At 39.4% G+C, this 17891-nt stretch carries 12 protein-coding genes; 9 read left to right on the top strand and 3 right to left on the bottom strand.

Going from position 1 to position 17891, the window contains the following annotated elements:
• The first annotated feature begins 1 nt into the window (after position 1).
• Positions 2 to 3904 (top strand): DNA-directed RNA polymerase subunit beta', encoded by a 3903-nt coding sequence (rpoC, locus tag ACTQX6_RS00700; protein ID WP_294687592.1) that lies wholly within the window; start codon positions 2 to 4, stop codon positions 3902 to 3904.
• Positions 3905 to 4025: 121 nt separating this feature from the next.
• Here the strand turns inward: rpoC and ACTQX6_RS00695 are convergent, their stop codons facing one another.
• The gene (locus ACTQX6_RS00695) at positions 4026 to 5303 is read right to left on the bottom strand and encodes an L-cysteine desulfidase family protein (RefSeq protein WP_294687589.1); all 1278 of its coding nucleotides are present in this window, start codon (positions 5301 to 5303) and stop codon (positions 4026 to 4028) included.
• Between the two features lie 203 nt (positions 5304 to 5506).
• Here ACTQX6_RS00695 and glgB point away from each other — a divergent pair, with 203 nt between their 5' ends.
• Positions 5507 to 7333, top strand: coding sequence for a 1,4-alpha-glucan branching protein GlgB (gene glgB, locus ACTQX6_RS00690; RefSeq protein ID WP_294687587.1), 1827 nt, complete (start codon positions 5507 to 5509; stop codon positions 7331 to 7333).
• A gap of 57 nt (positions 7334 to 7390) precedes the next feature.
• Entirely contained in the window at positions 7391 to 7987 is a 597-nt protein-coding gene (locus tag ACTQX6_RS00685) for a class I SAM-dependent methyltransferase (RefSeq protein WP_294687584.1), read from the top strand.
• An 11-nt stretch (positions 7988 to 7998) separates the two neighbouring features.
• On the opposite strand, the gene ACTQX6_RS00680 is transcribed toward ACTQX6_RS00685, so the two are convergent.
• Complete coding sequence (locus ACTQX6_RS00680) at positions 7999 to 10503, bottom strand: translation factor GTPase family protein (RefSeq protein ID WP_294687580.1); 2505 nt, start codon at positions 10501 to 10503, stop codon at positions 7999 to 8001.
• A gap of 62 nt (positions 10504 to 10565) precedes the next feature.
• Here ACTQX6_RS00680 and ACTQX6_RS00675 point away from each other — a divergent pair, with 62 nt between their 5' ends.
• The 3 genes from ACTQX6_RS00675 to ACTQX6_RS00665 all read left to right on the top strand — a co-directional run bounded on the left by ACTQX6_RS00675 (position 10566) and on the right by ACTQX6_RS00665 (position 12722).
• Positions 10566 to 11276, top strand: a complete 711-nt coding sequence (locus ACTQX6_RS00675; RefSeq protein ID WP_441657188.1) for an AzlC family ABC transporter permease — start codon at positions 10566 to 10568, stop codon at positions 11274 to 11276.
• Positions 11273 to 11599, top strand: a complete 327-nt coding sequence (locus ACTQX6_RS00670; RefSeq protein WP_294687576.1) for a branched-chain amino acid transporter permease — start codon at positions 11273 to 11275, stop codon at positions 11597 to 11599. The genes ACTQX6_RS00675 and ACTQX6_RS00670 overlap by 4 nt, the downstream gene beginning before the upstream one ends.
• A 103-nt stretch (positions 11600 to 11702) precedes the next feature.
• Positions 11703 to 12722 carry an acyltransferase family protein gene (locus ACTQX6_RS00665; protein ID WP_294687573.1) on the top strand — a complete coding sequence of 340 codons (1020 nt, stop codon included), beginning with the start codon at positions 11703 to 11705 and terminating at the stop codon, positions 12720 to 12722.
• Between the two features lie 15 nt (positions 12723 to 12737).
• On the opposite strand, the gene pfkB is transcribed toward ACTQX6_RS00665, so the two are convergent.
• The gene (pfkB, locus tag ACTQX6_RS00660; RefSeq protein WP_441657187.1) at positions 12738 to 13649 is read right to left on the bottom strand and encodes a 1-phosphofructokinase; all 912 of its coding nucleotides are present in this window, start codon (positions 13647 to 13649) and stop codon (positions 12738 to 12740) included.
• 158 nt (positions 13650 to 13807) lie between these two features.
• Here pfkB and ACTQX6_RS00655 point away from each other — a divergent pair, with 158 nt between their 5' ends.
• The 3 genes from ACTQX6_RS00655 (at position 13808) to ACTQX6_RS00645 (ending at position 17281) form a co-directional block, all read left to right on the top strand.
• The gene (locus ACTQX6_RS00655; protein WP_272006355.1) at positions 13808 to 15073 is read left to right on the top strand and encodes a zinc-binding dehydrogenase; all 1266 of its coding nucleotides are present in this window, start codon (positions 13808 to 13810) and stop codon (positions 15071 to 15073) included.
• 39 nt (positions 15074 to 15112) lie between these two features.
• The gene (locus ACTQX6_RS00650) at positions 15113 to 15874 is read left to right on the top strand and encodes a DeoR/GlpR family DNA-binding transcription regulator (protein ID WP_259295300.1); all 762 of its coding nucleotides are present in this window, start codon (positions 15113 to 15115) and stop codon (positions 15872 to 15874) included.
• 243 nt (positions 15875 to 16117) lie between these two features.
• Positions 16118 to 17281, top strand: coding sequence for a PAS domain-containing protein (locus ACTQX6_RS00645; protein ID WP_294687563.1), 1164 nt, complete (start codon positions 16118 to 16120; stop codon positions 17279 to 17281).
• Positions 17282 to 17891: the final 610 nt, after the last annotated feature.

The following is a 17891-nucleotide window of genomic DNA, read 5'->3' as shown; positions in this document are numbered from 1 at the left end:
CATGTCAATCAATAATTTTGCCTCAATTCAGGTACGTTTAGCTTCACCGGAAACCATTTTAAAGTGGTCACATGGTGAAGTCACAAAACCGGAAACTATTAACTACCGTTCACAAAAAGCAGAGCGTGACGGTTTATACTGTGAGCGCATTTTCGGTCCAACCAAGGACTGGGAATGTGCCTGTGGGAAATATAAAAAAGTGCGCTTTAAGGGTGTTGTCTGCGACCGTTGTGGGGTAGAAATCACAAAGGCCAGCGTTCGTCGTGAACGTATGGGACACATTCATTTGGCAGCACCTGTGGCTCATATCTGGTACTTGCGTGGAATCCCCAGCCGTATGGCTTTGTTGTTGGATGTGACACCAAAACAGCTGGAAGAAGTGGTATATTTTGTCAGCTATATCGTAACCGATCCAAAGGATACGGATTTAGCTTATAAACAGATTCTTTCGGAAAGAGAATATCGTGAAAATATCGCGATTTACGGAAGTCAGGCTTTTACGGCACAGACCGGAGCCGAAGCCGTACTTCGTTTGTTGCAGGATGTTGATCTGGAAGAAGAATATCAGAACGTACAGGAAGCTTTGGATAAAGCCCAGGGAGAAAAACGTAAAAAGTTGATCAAACGTTTGGATACGATCAATGCGTTCCGTCAAAGTGAAAACGAACCGGAATGGATGATTCTGACCAATATTCCGGTTATACCACCGGATCTGCGTCCTATGCTGCAGCTGGATGGTGGACGTTTCGCAACCAGCGATCTAAACGATTTATATCGTCGTGTCATTACGCGAAACAACCGTCTGCGTAAGTTGTTAGATTTAGGAACACCAAACATTATCGTCCAAAACGAAAAACGTATGTTACAGGAAGCAGTGGATGCGCTGATCGATAACGGACGTCGTTCCAAACCGATTACCGGTGCCGGTGGACGTGCCTTGAAATCTCTGTCTCATTCTTTGAAGGGTAAACAGGGACGTTTCCGTCAAAACCTGTTAGGAAAACGTGTTGACTTCTCCGGACGAAGCGTTATCGCTGTAGGACCGGATCTGAAGATGTATCAATGTGGTATTCCACGTGAAATGGCAGTCAACCTGTTTAAGCCATTCATCATCAATGAAATCGTAAATCAGGGATTGGCAGCCAACCCGAAAAATGCCGAAAAACTGATTGAACGCCGTGATCCTAAGATGTGGGATGTTGTGGAAAAGGTTATTGATGGCTATCCAGTATTGATGAACCGTGCGCCGACATTGCACCGTTTGGGTATTCAGGCCTTCTTACCAAAACTGGTTGAAGGACGTGCTATGCGTCTGCACCCATTAGTATGTACTGCCTTCAACGCCGACTTTGACGGTGACCAGATGGCCATTCACGTACCATTGAGTGAAGAAGCTCGTGCGGAAGCCCTGGTTATGATGTTAGGAAGCCATAATATCTTAGGTCCTAAGGATGGTAAACCAATCGTTACTCCGGGACAGGATATGGTTATGGGTAACTTCTATCTGACCATGGAAGAAACCAAACAAGAGTTAGAAGAAGAAGCCCAGCGTTATGAAGAAAAAGATTGTCCAAAAGAAGCCGCACAATGGAGAACCTATGCCGCTAATGAAGGACATGTTTACTTAGATGAAAAAGAAGTGATGATGGCCTACCAGACAGGACAGGTACATCTGCATTCACGTATTGCCTTGCCGGTACGTGGCTTAAAGAAAACAAGCTTCGATCTGATTCATGAAAATGATTATTTAGTGACAACGGTCGGAAAATTGATCTTTAACTCAATGTTCCCGGAAGACTTCCCATATTTGAATGAAGTCTCAAAGGAAAACTTTGAAAAAACACCGGATAAATATTTTGTACAGTCGGGAATGGATGTTAAGAAATACATCGCGAATTTAAAAATCACACCGGCTGTTAAGAAAAAAGATTTAGGAAAAGTCATTGCCGAAGTCTTCAACCGTTATTCTGTTGATCAGACAGCTGAAATTCTGGACCAGATCAAATCCATGGGATTTAAATATTCGACAGTTGCGGGTATTACGGTATCTTTAAGCGATATAGAGGTGGCACCAAACAAAGAAGAACATGTCGAATATGGTCGTAAGAAAGCCGAAGAACTAAAACGTCTGCAGAAAAAAGGTATGTTGACGATGGAAGAATGGGAACGCCATTTGAATAAGCTTTGGGAAAATGTAAAGGATGAAATTGCCGATGAATTGTTGGCTAATCTGCCTCGTAAAAACCCAATCAATATGATGGCTCGTTCCGGTGCCCGTGGTAACCGTTCTAACTTTACACAGTTGGCCGGTATGCGTGGATTGATGGCCAAACCGGGTCATGGTAAATCCAGCGGGGGCGAATATGTATCCTCTATTATCGAGGTACCGATCTACTCTTGTTTCCGTGAAGGATTGAACGTATCCGAATTCTTTACCAGTACACATGGTGTGCGTAAAGGTTTGACCGATACTGCCTTGAAAACAGCCGAGTCTGGATATCTGACTCGTCGTTTGGTTGACGTTGCCCAGGATGTCATCATCAAAGAAGACGACTGTGGAACCGACCGCGGTTATTGGGTAGAAGCATTAGTCGATCGCAAGAACAATACAGTGATCGAACCATTGATGGATCGTTTGATCGGACGTTACTCAAAACAAGATGTGACCGATCCAAAAACAGGCGAACTGATCATTGCCAGTGATGAGTTCATTACCGAAGAATTGGCAAAACGTATCGTCGATACAGGTATCGAAGGTATGTATATCCGTTCTGTATTTACTTGTAAATCTCGTTCCGGTGTATGTCGTAAGTGTTACGGACGTAACATGGCAACCGGAAAAGATGTTGAAGTGGGTGAAGCTATTGGTATCATGGCGGCACAAAGTATCGGTGAGCCAGGTACACAGCTGACCATGCGTACATTCCATACCGGTGGTGTTGCCGGTTCCGGAACCGGGGATATCACACAAGGTTTGCCTCGTGTTGAGGAGTTGTTTGAAGCCCGTTGTCCAAAAGGGGTAGCGGTTATTGCCCAGATCAGCGGTGAGATCACTTCAATTGAACGTATTGAAGGTACAATGCGTCAGGAAGTTATCATTACCAGTGAAAGCGAAAGCATTTCACACAAGATCAATGCCAACCAGACCATGCGTCCATGGGTACAGGTCGGTGAACATATCGAAGCCGGTACGGCTTTGACAGAAGGACCGCTAGATCCAAAAGAACTGCTTCGTGTAGCCGGTGTACGTGAAGTGCAGGACTACATCTTGAAGGAAGTTAAGAAAGTTTACCAGTCTCAGGGTATCGAAATTTCCGATAAGCACCTGGAAGTTATGATTAAACAGATGATGAAACGTGTCATCGTAACCGACAGTGGCGATACCGACTTGAATGTAGGTGTGCAGTTATCTTTGAACAACATCACTAAGATCAACCGTGATGCCTTGTTGACAGGAAAAACACCGGCACAGTTTAAACCGGTATTGTTAGGTATTTCCAAGGCCTCTGTAGAAACGGATTCTTTCCTTTCTGCGGCAAGTTTCCAGGAAACAACAAAAGTACTTACCGATGCGACCATCAAAGGTAAAGTCGATCATTTGATTGGTTTGAAGGAAAACGTTATTATCGGTAAACTGATTCCGGCAGGAACGGGATGTACCGGTAATCGACCTCAAAATGAACTGGTTAAAGAAAAGGCAAAAGAGCTTCGTGATAAACGTTTAGCTCGTATGCACGAAAATGAAGATGAAGAATTCGATAAGATCGTAGGGGCAAATTCTTTAGATGAAGAAGCAAGCCTGCATGAAGATGTCGCTGAGGCAGAAAGCATTCTTGGGGATGCAAGTCTGGATGCGGAATCAATCGATATTCATGAATCCGATTCAACATTAAGTGCTGAATAGATGTGAAAAAGAGGACTCAAAATTGAATCCTCTTTTTTCGTACCTATTAAAACCAAATGTATGCCAAACAAATATAGGCAACAGTATGGTACTATAAGGAGCTCTGGTTTTTTCTTTTTCATCAACAACGATTACCGGTCATGATCTCAATGATTTCTTTATCTGTTTCTTTCATACCTTCCTTGGCTAATAAAGAAATATTTCGGATCGTATTTTCTACACCTTTGGTCACAATACCTTCCCCATCTTTGAACTGCTGGCCGTTTTTATACATTTCATAGCCTAAATAACCGGCTTCCAAAGCGCTGGCAATCTTGGCCGCACAGCTCGGTTTAGCACCATCACAAACTGTACCGGAAATCATGGCAATTCCATTGACCAAAGTATGAGATATCGCATGTAAATCGCCACCTTCCAGATAACAGATACCACAGGCGGCTCCTACACCGGCACTGACAACACCACAATAGGCGCTTAACTTTCCAATGCCATATTTTAAATGCATGGTGATCAAATTGGAAATCAAAAGTGCTCGATATAATTTTTCCAAGCTTAGATTCTTTTCTCTGGCCCAGACGATAACAGGAATACTGGCAGTCATTCCCTGATTGCCGCTTCCGGAATTGATGATAACAGGCAACTCACATCCACTCATTCGCGCATCACTGCCAGCTGCCGCATAGGCTTTTGCCTTGTTGAGAAGATTATCAGGATTTCTTTCTAAAAGGATCTTACCAATATTTGCACCATAGCTTTCTGTTATTCCTTTTTGGGCAATCGCCATGTTGTAAGAAATCTGACGATCCAAGGTTTCTTTGACATCCTCTAAATTTGCGCAGTTGGCAAAATCAATGATATCTTTAACGCGCATAAAGGAATGATCAACAGTACTTGATTCAGAAATGGTTTTCCCATCAAAGATGAGCTCTCCATCTTTCTTGATCCATAGGATATGATCATGCCCACCGGCAATACGAACTGAAACAGAATGCGATTCACTATGCAGCGTCACAATCAGATCTAATGGAATTACAGAATCTAACGGCTTAACGGTAATAGGAACTGATTTCAAAAAAGAATGTATGTTTTCTTTTTGTTCTTTGGATACCTGACTGATGACTTCCAGCTTTTTATCGGCATCTCCCGCAACGATTCCGGCTGCGGCTGCCGCTTCAATTCCTTTAAGTCCATCCGTATTCGGTACTGTTACGCTTTTAACGTTCTTTATGATATTTCCACTGGCTTCAATAAGAACCCGAGCACAATTTTCACCTAAGTTTTTAAAGGCTGTGGCAGCGCAATAGGCGATAGCAATCGGCTCGGTGCATCCCATGGCAGGAACCAGTTCATTTTTTAATGCGTTCACATAATTTTGGTAATTGATATCGGATTGATTCATAGTTAAACACCCTTTCGCAAGAGATATTTTCCCATAGATTTTTAAGAGTTTCAATACGATTATACGAAACTTAAAAAGTGTCCAATTTTTATTAGACATTTTGTTTTATTTGTGTAATCGTTATCATTTTGTCTAAAAAGCATCTTTTCTAACGTTTTAAAGCGTTGTAAAATAGAAGATGAAGTTAAGGAGGTTCGGGTTTTATGGACCATAAAAAGACAAAAGCCTTTTTTGAAGGAAGAGAATTAAGAGCGTATAATATTTTCGGAGCGCATGTTAAACCAAAATCTGTTGAATTTAAAGTTTGGGCACCCCATGCTCAATCCATTTCCGTTATCGGAACATTTAACAACTGGGATGAAAAAAAGAATGTCATGAAGAAAGATGATCAGGGTATTTGGTCTTGTACGATACGAAATGCCAAAGAAAGAGATTCTTATAAATATCGTGTCGTGCGTGCAAATGGAGATACGATTGATAAAGTCGATCCCTATGCCTTTTATAGTGAGTTAAGACCCAATAATGCCAGTATCATTTCTTCTTTGAAATTTGATGAATGGGAAGATCAAGAATGGATGAAGAAACGAAACAAAGGTTTTGATTCACCGGTGAATATTTATGAAATGCACGTAGGAAGCTGGATCAAGGACGAAGATATGGAAGAATTCGTACATTATGACCAGATCATTGAAGAATTGATTATTCACTGTAAGCAAAAACATTATACTCATGTAGAAGTTATGCCTTTAAATGAATATCCGTTTGATGGTTCATGGGGCTATCAGTGTACAGGATATTTCTCCAGCACATCACGTTATGGAACAAATAAACAGCTGATGCGTTTTGTCAATGAACTGCATAAGGCGGGTATCGGTGTCATCATGGATTTTGTGCCGGTTCACTTTGTACGCGATGATTATGCACTTCGTCTGTTTGATGGAACACCAACGTATGAGTACGATCGAGAAGAAGATGCCAATTCCCAATGGGATACATTAAACTTTAACCTGTGGAAAGAAGAAGTGCGCTCTTTCTTGATGAGTGCTGCCAATTTCTGGCTGGAAGTCTATCATTTTGATGGATTGCGCATGGATGCGATTTCCAATGCGATCTATTGGCACGGCAATAAAAACAATGGTGTTAATGAAGGTGCCTGTGATTTCATGAAACGGATGAATTATATGTTGAATGAAGCACATAACGGAAGTATTATGTTGATTGCGGAAGATTCTACTGATTTTCCAAATGTCACAAAATCGACGTTGGATGGTGGACTTGGATTTGACTATAAATGGGATATGGGATGGATGAATGATACCTTAGCTTATTTAAAGAAAGATCCAATTTATCGCCAATGGCATCACTATGATGTGACTTTCTCTATGGCTTATTTCTATTCAGAACGTTTTATCTTGCCGTTTAGCCATGATGAAGTGGTACACGGAAAGTGTACGATCGTAGATAAGATGTGGGGAAGCTACGATGATAAATTTGCCCAGGCACGTGCTTTATATACGTATATGTTTACGCATCCTGGTAAGAAACTGAACTTTATGGGAAATGATATCGGACAGCTGCGTGAATGGGATGAACAAAAGAGCTGTGACTGGTTCTTGCGTGAATATCCGATGCATGATGCCTTTGAACATTTCTTTGAAGACTTAGGCAAGCTATATTACGAAAATGATGCCTTCTGGAATAAAGATTATGACTGGTCCAGTTTCCAATGGATCGATGCCGATAATCAATCGCAAAATATGTTCTCCTATATTCGTAGAGGGGAAAAGAAAGATTATGTCATTATTTTAAACTTCTCTACGAATGGTTATGATCACCAACAATTCGGTGTACCGGATAAAGGGGTCTATAAAGAAGTATTGAATACACAATGGAAGAAATATCATGGTACCTGGGATAATGAGACACCACAGACATGTCACTCTATCCGTATTCCTAGACATAATCAACCATTCATGATTGAAGTGAATGTACCGGCTTTAGGAGCTGTTGTCTTTGAAGTAGAAAAGTAAAGAAATTGCGCTGACTTAGTGTTGGCGCATTTTTATTTTCCAATGTATAATGGAAACATGAGTCAGTATTTTGAAAATGATAAGACCTTACAAGATAAGCCACAGATTCTTTCTTTTCAGATCAACGGAAAATCTTATAGACTTCATTCCAATTCCGGAGTTTTCAGTAAAAATAAATTGGATACCGGAACAAGGATCTTGTTGGAGACGGTGTTAAAAGAAGAGGATAGACCTTCTTCGATGTTGGATCTTGGATGTGGTATCGGGCCTGTTGGTATCGTTTGTCAAAGAGAATGGAATGCCCAAGTGACTATGATTGATATCAATGAAAAGGCTGTTGAACTCGCGAAGAAGAACATAGTCGAAAACCATGTACAAGCTAATATATATTGTCAGGATGGTGTGCACGAAGGGCAATTTGAATGTATTTTATTGAATCCACCGATTCGCACCGGAAAAAAAGTGATTTATCGCCTGTTTGATGAATGTCTGGAACATTTGGAAAATAATGGTCGATTTTGGCTGGTGATGCGTAAACAACACGGTGCTCAAAGCGCTATTCAGTATTTGGGAGAAAAAGAGTGTATGGTACGAAAAGTCAATCGTGATAAAGGCTTTTGGGTCTTTGTGGCACAAAAGAAAAGCATTGCGTAAGCAAGCAGGATTTAGTGATTCTGCTGCAGATGATGCAATGCTTTTTTGTTGATCGATAATGCCTGATTTTCTAGTTCTTTGCTGGACATACGACGCGCCCCGTTTGCCAAGATGGAATTTTGAATCAAGCCATCACTGGTGGCCACCGTAATGCGATATTTATCTTTTAGCTCATGAACCTTTCTTTCAATGTACTGATCGGCACTCTGCCCGGTTCTTGTATAGATGACATCCAATCCACCCTGTCGATAAGATGAACCATAATTATTAGGAACCCGATATCCATCAAACACCAACAAGATCTTAATTTGTCGATAGCCTTGATAATTAGAAATCGCATCGATCAGGGCATCACGAGCCGATTCTATATTGTGGGTAGCCAAAAGTTTTAAATTGTCCCAGCTGTAGATCATGTTATAGCCGTCAATGATCAAACAGTCTTCTTTTCTTTGCACAACTTCTTTTGGTTGTGTATCAAAATCAATTTTCTTTTTAGGCTTTCTCGGTTTCTTTTCTTCTTTTTTATTTCGTCCGCCAAGACTGTTGAAGACTTTTTTCAGTTCTTCTTCTTTGACGGTATGCTTAACTGTCTGATAAGAGGAAGTGTTTTGATTCTTGGTCTGGATATGCATATATTCCTGGACTTCATCATAAGGAACATAGAAGCCGGAGCCATGGGCACAGAAGACAGAGCCGGTTGGATTTCTGAGATCGGATTCGCTGTCATATCCAATTTCCTCAACGATTTTATCCTGCTCTTCACTGGGGTAATAGCCATCGAGTGCACAACTGAATTTTCCTAGTCCTTTTGTGTAGGCAATGACTTCATTTTGATAGTTCATCATGGTACGTACCGGGGCAATCCCTGTGATTTCCATCTGTTGTGAACTGACTTCTTTGATTTCTACCTTTGCCTTTCTTAGATCTAAATCATAGAGGGCTTTACTTAGACGCTGTGATGGTAAAGTCAATGTAAATCGATAATACGGCTCCAGCAGGATAGACTGTGCCATTTTTAATCCCTGGCGTACAGCGCGATATGTGGCTTGTCGAAAGTCACCGCCTTCGGTATGTTTTAAATGACTTTTACCGGCAATCAGTGTGATTTTCATGTCGGTGATCGGTGAACCGGTCAAAACCCCTCGATGTACTTTTTCCTGTAGATGGCTTAGGATCAATCTTTGCCAGTTTAAAGCTAAATCATCACTTTTGACTTCATTTTCAAACTGTAACCCTTTTCCACGAGGTAAGGGATCCAGTCGAACATGAACCTCGGCATAATGACGTAAAGGCTCAAAGTGCCCCATACCTATGACACTATCGGCAATCGTTTCTTTATAGAGCACATGATCCAAACCAAATCCGACAGTTACACCACTGAGTTCCTGAATTCTCTTTTGGAGGACCTCCATTTGTATTTCGCCCATAAGGCGTAAAGAAATCTGATGGGTATTTTCATTATATTCGATTTCAAGGCTGGGATCTTCTTTCATCAGTTGATCGCAGACTGGCATCATTTCAATCGGTTTTTTATCTGGCGGCAACAACAGACGATAATTTAAATAGGCAGATAGAGAAGGGACAAGACTGTCTTTTTCAAAACCAAGTCCCTGGCCAATAGAAAGGTTTTCTATTCCTTTTAAGCTAACGACCATACCGGCATGTGCTTGTGTCAGCAGCTGATAGCTTTGACCATTGTACAATCGAATTTGATCGACTTTTTCTGTTTCTGTAATCATTTGTTTTGGCTTTAGGCTTCCTCCGGTAATCTTGATGTGGGTTAAACGATTTCCCTGTTCATCTTTCGTGATCTTAAAGACGCGGGCACCAAATTCATCTGGATATTCTTTTTCCAGAGATAAATCAAGGATCGTATCCATCAATCGTTCAATGCCTTCATTTTTTAGAGCACTTCCAAAAAGAACCGGGAAAAATGTTCGTTTGGCAAAGCTGATTTGTAAGCTGTCTTTGGACAATGTGTTGTTCTCTAAATACTCATTCAATAACGCTTCATCACATAAAGAGATTTGTTCCTGGGCATCCTCTAAAGTTATATCAACGATATTCGATGATAAATGTGTCTGCAGATCGTGTAACAGATCGGTTTGCGATTGATAGGATATATCCATCTTATTGACAAAGATCAAGACAGGAACATGGTAGTGCTCTAAACATTCCCAGATGGTTTTGGTATGGGATTGTACTCCATCCTGCCCATTGATCAACAATACGGCCAGATCCAACACTTGTAAAGAACGCTCCATCTCACTGGAAAAATCAATATGGCCGGGTGTATCGATAATGGTGATATCGGTATCTTTATAGTGGAAAAAGGCCTGCTTGGAATAGATCGTGATCCCACGTGCTCTTTCCTGGGCATCGTAGTCTAAAAATGCATCCTGATGATCGACACGACCGGTCTTTTTCAGCTTTCCGGCTAGATACAACATACTTTCGATACTGGTGGTTTTTCCGGCATCGACATGGGCTAAAATACCTACGGTTACTTGTTTCATGGTTTCTATTTTATCATGGTTTCATATTGAATGAAGAAAAACTTGGTGGTAAGGTATTGAGCATGAAAACAAATGTAAAAATGAAAGCGTTGAAATGCGCTTTTCCCCATACCATTCCAATCATGACCGGTTTCTTATTCTTGGGGATGTCGTACGGAATTTATATGCATGTATCCGGTTTTAGTTTCTGGTATCCGATGTTGATGGCCATGACGATCTTTGCGGGAAGCGTGGAATTTGTCTGTGTCAATTTTTTGTTAGGGGCTTTTGATCCATTACAGGCATTTATCGTGACTTTGATCTTAAATGCGCGCCATATCTTTTATGGAATTTCCATGTTGGATCGATTTAAAGGAATGGGATGGAAAAAGATTTATTTGATCTTTGGTATGTGCGATGAGACTTTTTCTGTGAACTATACAGCTGATGTTCCCAAAGATGTAGATTCAGGCTGGTTCATGTTCTTTGTGACTTTGTTGAATCAGATTTATTGGGTATTGGGAGCTACGTTAGGTGGTTTGTTTGGTTCTTTGATCACGTTTAATACCGAAGGTTTAGACTTTGTGATGACCGCTATGTTTGTGGTGATCTTTTTGGAACAGTATCTAAAAGATAAGAATCATTTGAATTCGTATATTGGGTTGGGCGTTTCATTGTTGATGTTGCTGTTTTTTGGTGCGGATAATTTTATGATTCCTGCCATTGCCGGTATCTTAATTTGTTTAAGTGCTGCCAGAAAACGCATAGAAGAAAAGGAGGAGGATACAGTATGAGCCTTGTAAAACAGATCATAACGGTGGCCATGTGCGTCTTGGGAACGATGATTACCCGATTTCTTCCTTTTTTAGTCTTTCCGGCCCATAAAGAAACCCCAAAATATATTCAATATTTAGGGAAAGTGTTACCGGGAGCCTTATTTGGACTCTTGATTATTTACTGTTTACGAAATGTCAGTCTATGGAGTGGCAATCATGCGATTCCGGAGCTTTTGGCGATCTTTGTCGTGGTTGGTATTCATCTTTGGAAACGAAACATGTTGTTGTCGATTGCGGCAGGAACGGTATTTTATATGTTACTGGTACAAATGGTATTTTAGAAACATTGTGAGAAATCACAGTGTTTTCTTTTTGTAGATAGAATACTTGTTTTAATAGTCGGTCATTAAAAATGATATAATGATTCAATAGAAAGAGTAGAACATGACAGAAAACAGATCCCGTGCCAATATATTCATCGAACAAAATCGATTCTCTTACATAGATATCTTAAGAGGGATCGGCATTTTTTTCGTGGTGCTGGGTCATATTTACTATAATGATGTAACTTATCGATGGATTTATTCGTTTCATATGCCTTTATTTTTCTTTGCGGCCGGTTGGGTTTATAAAGAGAAACCAATCAGGGACGATATTAAAAAACGACTACAAACCATAGTGCGGCCGTATTTTTGTTTTGGCATGGCAACGATCTTATATTGGCAGTTATTTGAGAAAAGTTTTAGGAGTGCGGATATATCTTTTATACAAGCGATTGAAGGTCTGGTATCCGGTATGTATGAGCATCTGAGTTTTAATGTTCATTTATGGTTTTTACCTTGTTTTTTTATCGTGACCGTATTGTTCAATGCACTTGTAAGAATAGGAAAAAAGTATAGATATGATCTTAGTTTTCCTGTTGTTCTTTGTATGAGTGCAATCTATATCTTTGCCGGGCTGCCTTCTTTACCATGGGGAATAGACAAAGCGTTTGGATATATCCTATTTTATAAAATCGGTTCGTTTTTCTCTTTGTCCAAAGCGGATAAAAGACTACAAGCCCATCCTATTTCTTATCAAAGGGTTTGTATTGTCTTTTTATTGACGATGAGTTTTTTCTTTTCTTATTGTTCTATAAATCAAGGAATTATGTGGTATGTAACCGCAATGCTTGGTATTGTGTCGGCATGGATATTCTCGGTGCTCTTGCATAAAAATAGGATTTTAGAATACCTGGGTAAGATAAGTCTAGTCATTCTTTGTGTACATGGCCCGGTTTATCGAATACTGATTAAAGTTGTATCTATATTGTTATGTTGGAGCACAGATGCGGTTCGTGAAAATTTTATATTGTCGCTACTTCTTACGGTTCTCACATTAGCTCTATGTGGTATTTGTTTTCAAATCATAAAACGATTCTTTCCTTGGTGCATCGGAAGACAACGAAATAAAGCTGTTGTTTAAATCGCAACAGCTTTATTAAAGCTTCATGGTTTTCATTAACGCTTCTACTTCTTCTTTGGTGCATAAGTTTTCTGAGAAAGCACTGGCACTGCCACTACATACCCCTTTTAAAAACGCATATTCATAATCATAATTGGATTCGATACAACCGGAGATAAAACCGGCTACCATAGAATCACCGGCACCAACAGAATTGATCACATTTCCTCTCGGAGCCGGTAATCGATATTCTTTGCCACTCTCATCCAATAAAATGGCTCCTTTACCGGCCATGGATACTAAAATATTACGAGCATCCAGCTCCTGCAGCTTATGCGCATAGGGAATCACTTCTTCCTGCGTATTTAAGGTTACATCGAAGATTTCACCTAATTCAATATTATTGGGTTTGATTAGAAACGGATGATAGCGCAAAACTTTCATCAATAACGTATTCGTGGCATCGACTACAACCTTGCAGTGATTCGGCTGTACATATTCTATGATTTGTTCGTACATTGTATCGGGTAATGTACTAGGAATGCTGCCGGAGATAACTAAAATATCCTGGTCGGTTAAAACTTTAAGTTGATCAAACAGCTTTTCAATATCTTCCTGTTGGATAGCAGGTCCCATTCCGTTGATTTCGGTTTCTTCATCGGATTTCATTTTGACATTGATACGGGAAAATCCTTCTTTAACTTGGATAAAGGAAGAAGAGCAGCCAAAGTTTTCCAAACGATGTTCAATTTCTTTTCCGGTAAAACCGGCCATAAAGCCTAATGCTGTGCTTTCATGACCAAAATTTGCTAAAACGATGGCGACGTTGATGCCTTTTCCACCGGGCAGGATCTTTTCATAGGTGGTCTTATTGATTTGACCGGTCATAAAATGATCGACTTGGATAATGTAGTCTAGCGAGGGATTAAAAGTAACGGTATAGATCATAGTAAGTCTCCTTTTCTTTTGACAAAAACAGAATACCATCGAGATTGTTGAAAGTCAAATATAAATTGTTGTTTTAACAGTTGATAACCTATTTTTTTCGTGATAATATAAAGCTGTAACTTTTGAAACGACAATAAAAAGGGAAAGGAGTTGTTAAAATGAAAGTTAAGGCAGTACGCTTACATGGCGCGAATGATTTACGGTTAGATGAATTTGAGTTGCCGGAAATTAAAGAAGATGAAATCCTGGTCAAGGTTGTCTCCGACAGCATTTGTATGTCCACTTACAAATGTGCTATTCTAGGAACGAAACACAAGAGGGTGCATGAAGATGTAGCCGATCACCCGGCTATTATGGGACACGAAATGGCCGGTGATATCGTTAAGGTCGGTGCCAAACATCAGGACAAGTTTAAACCGGGTATGAAATTTACATTGCAGCCGGCATTAAACTACAAAGGAACGATGTGGTCACCGGGGTATTCTTATGAGTTTTTCGGAGGCGATGCGACATATTGTATCATTCCTGCCGAGGTCATGGAGTTAGGATGTCTGTTAGAGTATAAAGGAAAAGCGTATTACGAAGCTTCCTTGGCTGAACCGATGTCATGCAGTATTGGAGCATTTAATGCAGCCTATCATACAAAAATGGGAGTTTATACTCATGAGATGGGCATCAAAAAAGGTGGAAAGCTTGCCATCATGGCGGGGGCCGGACCGATGGGATTAGGCGCATTGACCTATGCTTTGCATCGGGATATTCGTCCTGGTATGATTGTGGTGACGGATGTAAACCAGGAACGTTTGGATCGGGTAGCCCATTTATTTCCAATCGAAGATGCCAAAAAAGACGGTATTGACTTGCACTTTGTGAATACAGGTAAATTAGAAGATCCAGTGGCATATTTACGCGAAATGACAGGTGGGACAGGCTTTGATGATGTATTCTGTTATGCACCGGTTGCGGCTGTTGTCGAACAATCCAGTGGCATATTAGGGCGAGATGGCTGTTTGAATTTCTTTGCCGGTCCAACGGATAATCAGTTTAGCGCAAAGATGAATTTCTATGATGTGCATTATAATTCCACGCATGTGATGGGAACAACCGGTGGAAATACAGCGGATATGATAGAATCTTTAGAGTTGACGGCACAAGGTCGAATCAACCCGGCTGTTATGGTAACGCATATTGGCGGTTTGGATGCGGCTGCCGAAACGACATTGAATTTGCCGAAGATCCCCGGAGGAAAGAAATTGATCTATACGCATATCTCTATGCCATTAATCGCATTGGAAGATCTGCGTTCCAAAGAGGCGCAGGATTCTCGTTATGGAAAGCTGGCGGATATTGTGGGAGCTAACAAAGGATTGTGGTGCCCAAAAGCCGAAGAATACCTGTTGAGTCATTTTAAAGAAGAAGCTTAGTCTGTCTGCTCCTGCAGACAGGCTGCAGGAGGTTTATATATGGAAGGTATGGAAAAGCGAAGAAATGATATCGTTCGCTATGTCAATGAACAAGGAAATGTAACGTTTAATCAATTGAAGGAACATTTTCCATCAGTTTCGGATATGACATTAAGGACCGATTTAAAAGCATTGGATGAGCAACAAAAGCTGGTTCGTATCCATGGAGGCGCGAAGTCTTTGGAAATCGTTACAGGAAATGATGATGTATTAAAGAAACGTTATATTCGAAATATAGAAGACAAGAAGATAATTGCCCATAAGGCGTTAGAACTGATGAAACCAAATCAAACAATTTTTATTGATTCTGGCAGTACAACAACCATGTTGTCGAATGTTTTAAAGGATCAGCCTTGTACCATCTTCACCAATTCGATTTCCTGTGCAGTAGAGCTGTCTCGCTTGAAACAGGCTCATTGTATGTTAGCTGGAGGCACCATCAATGTAAACTCTTTGTCACTGACAGGTGTTGATGCGGTTCAATTTTTGGAACATGTCAATTTTGATACTGTATTTATGGGTGTGACTTGTTTCAGTAAAAATTCTGGTTTTACGTGTGAATCGTATCAGGATGCACAGGTAAAAAGAATTGCGATTCAAAATGCCCGCAAGGTCGTGATCTTGATGGATTCTTCTAAAATCGATAAAGATGGATCTTATCAATTCTGTTCGATGAAAGAAGCCGATATCATAGTCAGTGATTTCCATCTTCCTGAATCATTTAAAGAAGAATGTGAAAGTATGGGGGTATCGATTTATTAATTTTTCCCTAAGATCTCTTTTACTTAATAATGGACAATTCAGTGCCTGGGACAAATTTACTGCGTGAATGTTTTATATTGTATCGTAAGAAAAACTAAAGACAGTTCATCTATAGTGTTTTATGTATAACTATATTCAATGTGCTTGCCACTAGTACCTGTAAAAGATAAAACATCTAATAAATGCAGCCACTTTTAGTGTATACTAAAACTGAGAAAAAGATAAAACGCAAGGAGGAAAATCATGGAAAATAAAATTGAGCGTTTAATTGCGTATGTAGATCAACTTTTAGTTACGGATGATAAAGTAACTTTATATGAATCCTATAAAGACACGATTGAATCCATTCAACCAAAAGACATTTTTCTAGTACAAAACCATCGCATCAAAAATGGATTATCTCATGAAGAAGCATTAAAACAAGTACCTATGTTAATGAATTTGTTTGGACAACATTTAGAAAAATATATCATACAAGATTTAGATGAAAATACCTTTCTTGGATCGTTATTACAAGAAAATGAATGTTTAGATCATTATTTATTACATCTCCAAAAAGTGATTATTCAATTACCAGAACCAAATGCCAAAAAACAATTAATAGAACGTGTTTGTCATCTGGACGATTATGATAAACACATGAAAAAATTAGAGAATATCTTGTTTCCATTTTTAGAAAAAACAGATCCATGTTTTGAAGGTGTAAGCCTGATGTGGTCTATGAATAATAAGGCTAGAGAAATATTAAAGAAGGTAAAACTAGATCTTGAACAAAATTGTGAAGAGTCCACAGTACAAAAGGATTTAGGTGAATTGTATGTCACTTATTCAAGCCTTATCGTTATGCAAAAACGGATATTAATCCCATGTGCAAAAGAAGAAATGGATGACAAAACGGATAAAAAATTACTTCAGGAAAGTTTTGAATATGGTTTTGCTTTTATGGATGAGCCGAATGTATCTTTTGATCAACATACAGAAGGAACTAAAGATTTACCACAAGGATATATTGATTTACAAACAGGAAGAATGAATGTAGAACAATTGATTGGAGTGTTTTCAAGCTTGCCGGTTGATATTACTTTTGTGGATGAGCATGATAAAGTGGCCTTCTTTTCAAAACCTAAAGATCGTATATTCGCTCGCTCTGTTTCTGTTATTGGAAGAAATGTACGCAATTGTCATCCATCAGCGAGTGTACATATTGTAGAAGATATTCTTGAAGGTTTTAAAAGTGGTAAAAGACAGAGTGAGTCGTTTTGGATTCAAATGCGCGGTCAGTTTATTTTGATACAATATTTTTCGGTCCGTAATGATCAAGGGAAATACTTAGGATGCTTAGAAGTAAGCCAGGAAATAAGTCATATTAAAAAACTGGAGGGTGAAAAGCGATTACTTGATCGATAGTATTCAAATGAGACTGTTCCAAATACTAAAGATTTATAATATAAAAACCAGGATTGTATTGATTAAACTATGCAGTCCTTTTATTTGTGGATATTTAAAAATGGATGAAGTATAAGTTATGTTTGAATACCCAGGATCTGTATGGAAAATGATTGAAATTATTGTGATTTGATTGAATGTAGCTTTCTGGCTTCTTCTATATTTGATGAATTTGAATCTAAGTTATTTTAAATATCATGATATCATGAATGTGTTTAAATTTCTTTTTCTAATTAGGGATGTGTTCCTTTGTTATGCTTGAAAGTAAAGTCTGAATTGGCTTGATGTACAGGTTTGGTTGTGTAGTGATTTTTGAGATATACAGTATGATAAGAAGTACTGGACTTACCATTTCTAATAGTTTGAATCGAAGTAAATTATTCATTTTTTAGGATAGAGTATTCCATTATTTCCACTATGGATTTGATTATAGCGTTAATTTAAGCTAGAAACAAAATGATGCGAAGCGGATGATCTGGTGGGAATGATGGATAAAAGACATGGAAAACGGATTATTTTGGATGGTAAAAAAGAGAAAAGCATAGTGTATTGGTTCATATTTTATTGTTTT

It is taken from the genome of Faecalicoccus sp. LCP19S3_E2 (genome assembly GCF_052121255.1).
In the GTDB taxonomy this organism is placed as follows: domain Bacteria; phylum Bacillota_I; class Bacilli_A; order Erysipelotrichales; family Erysipelotrichaceae; genus Faecalicoccus.
This window is presented reverse-complemented; position numbering and strand designations above follow the sequence as displayed.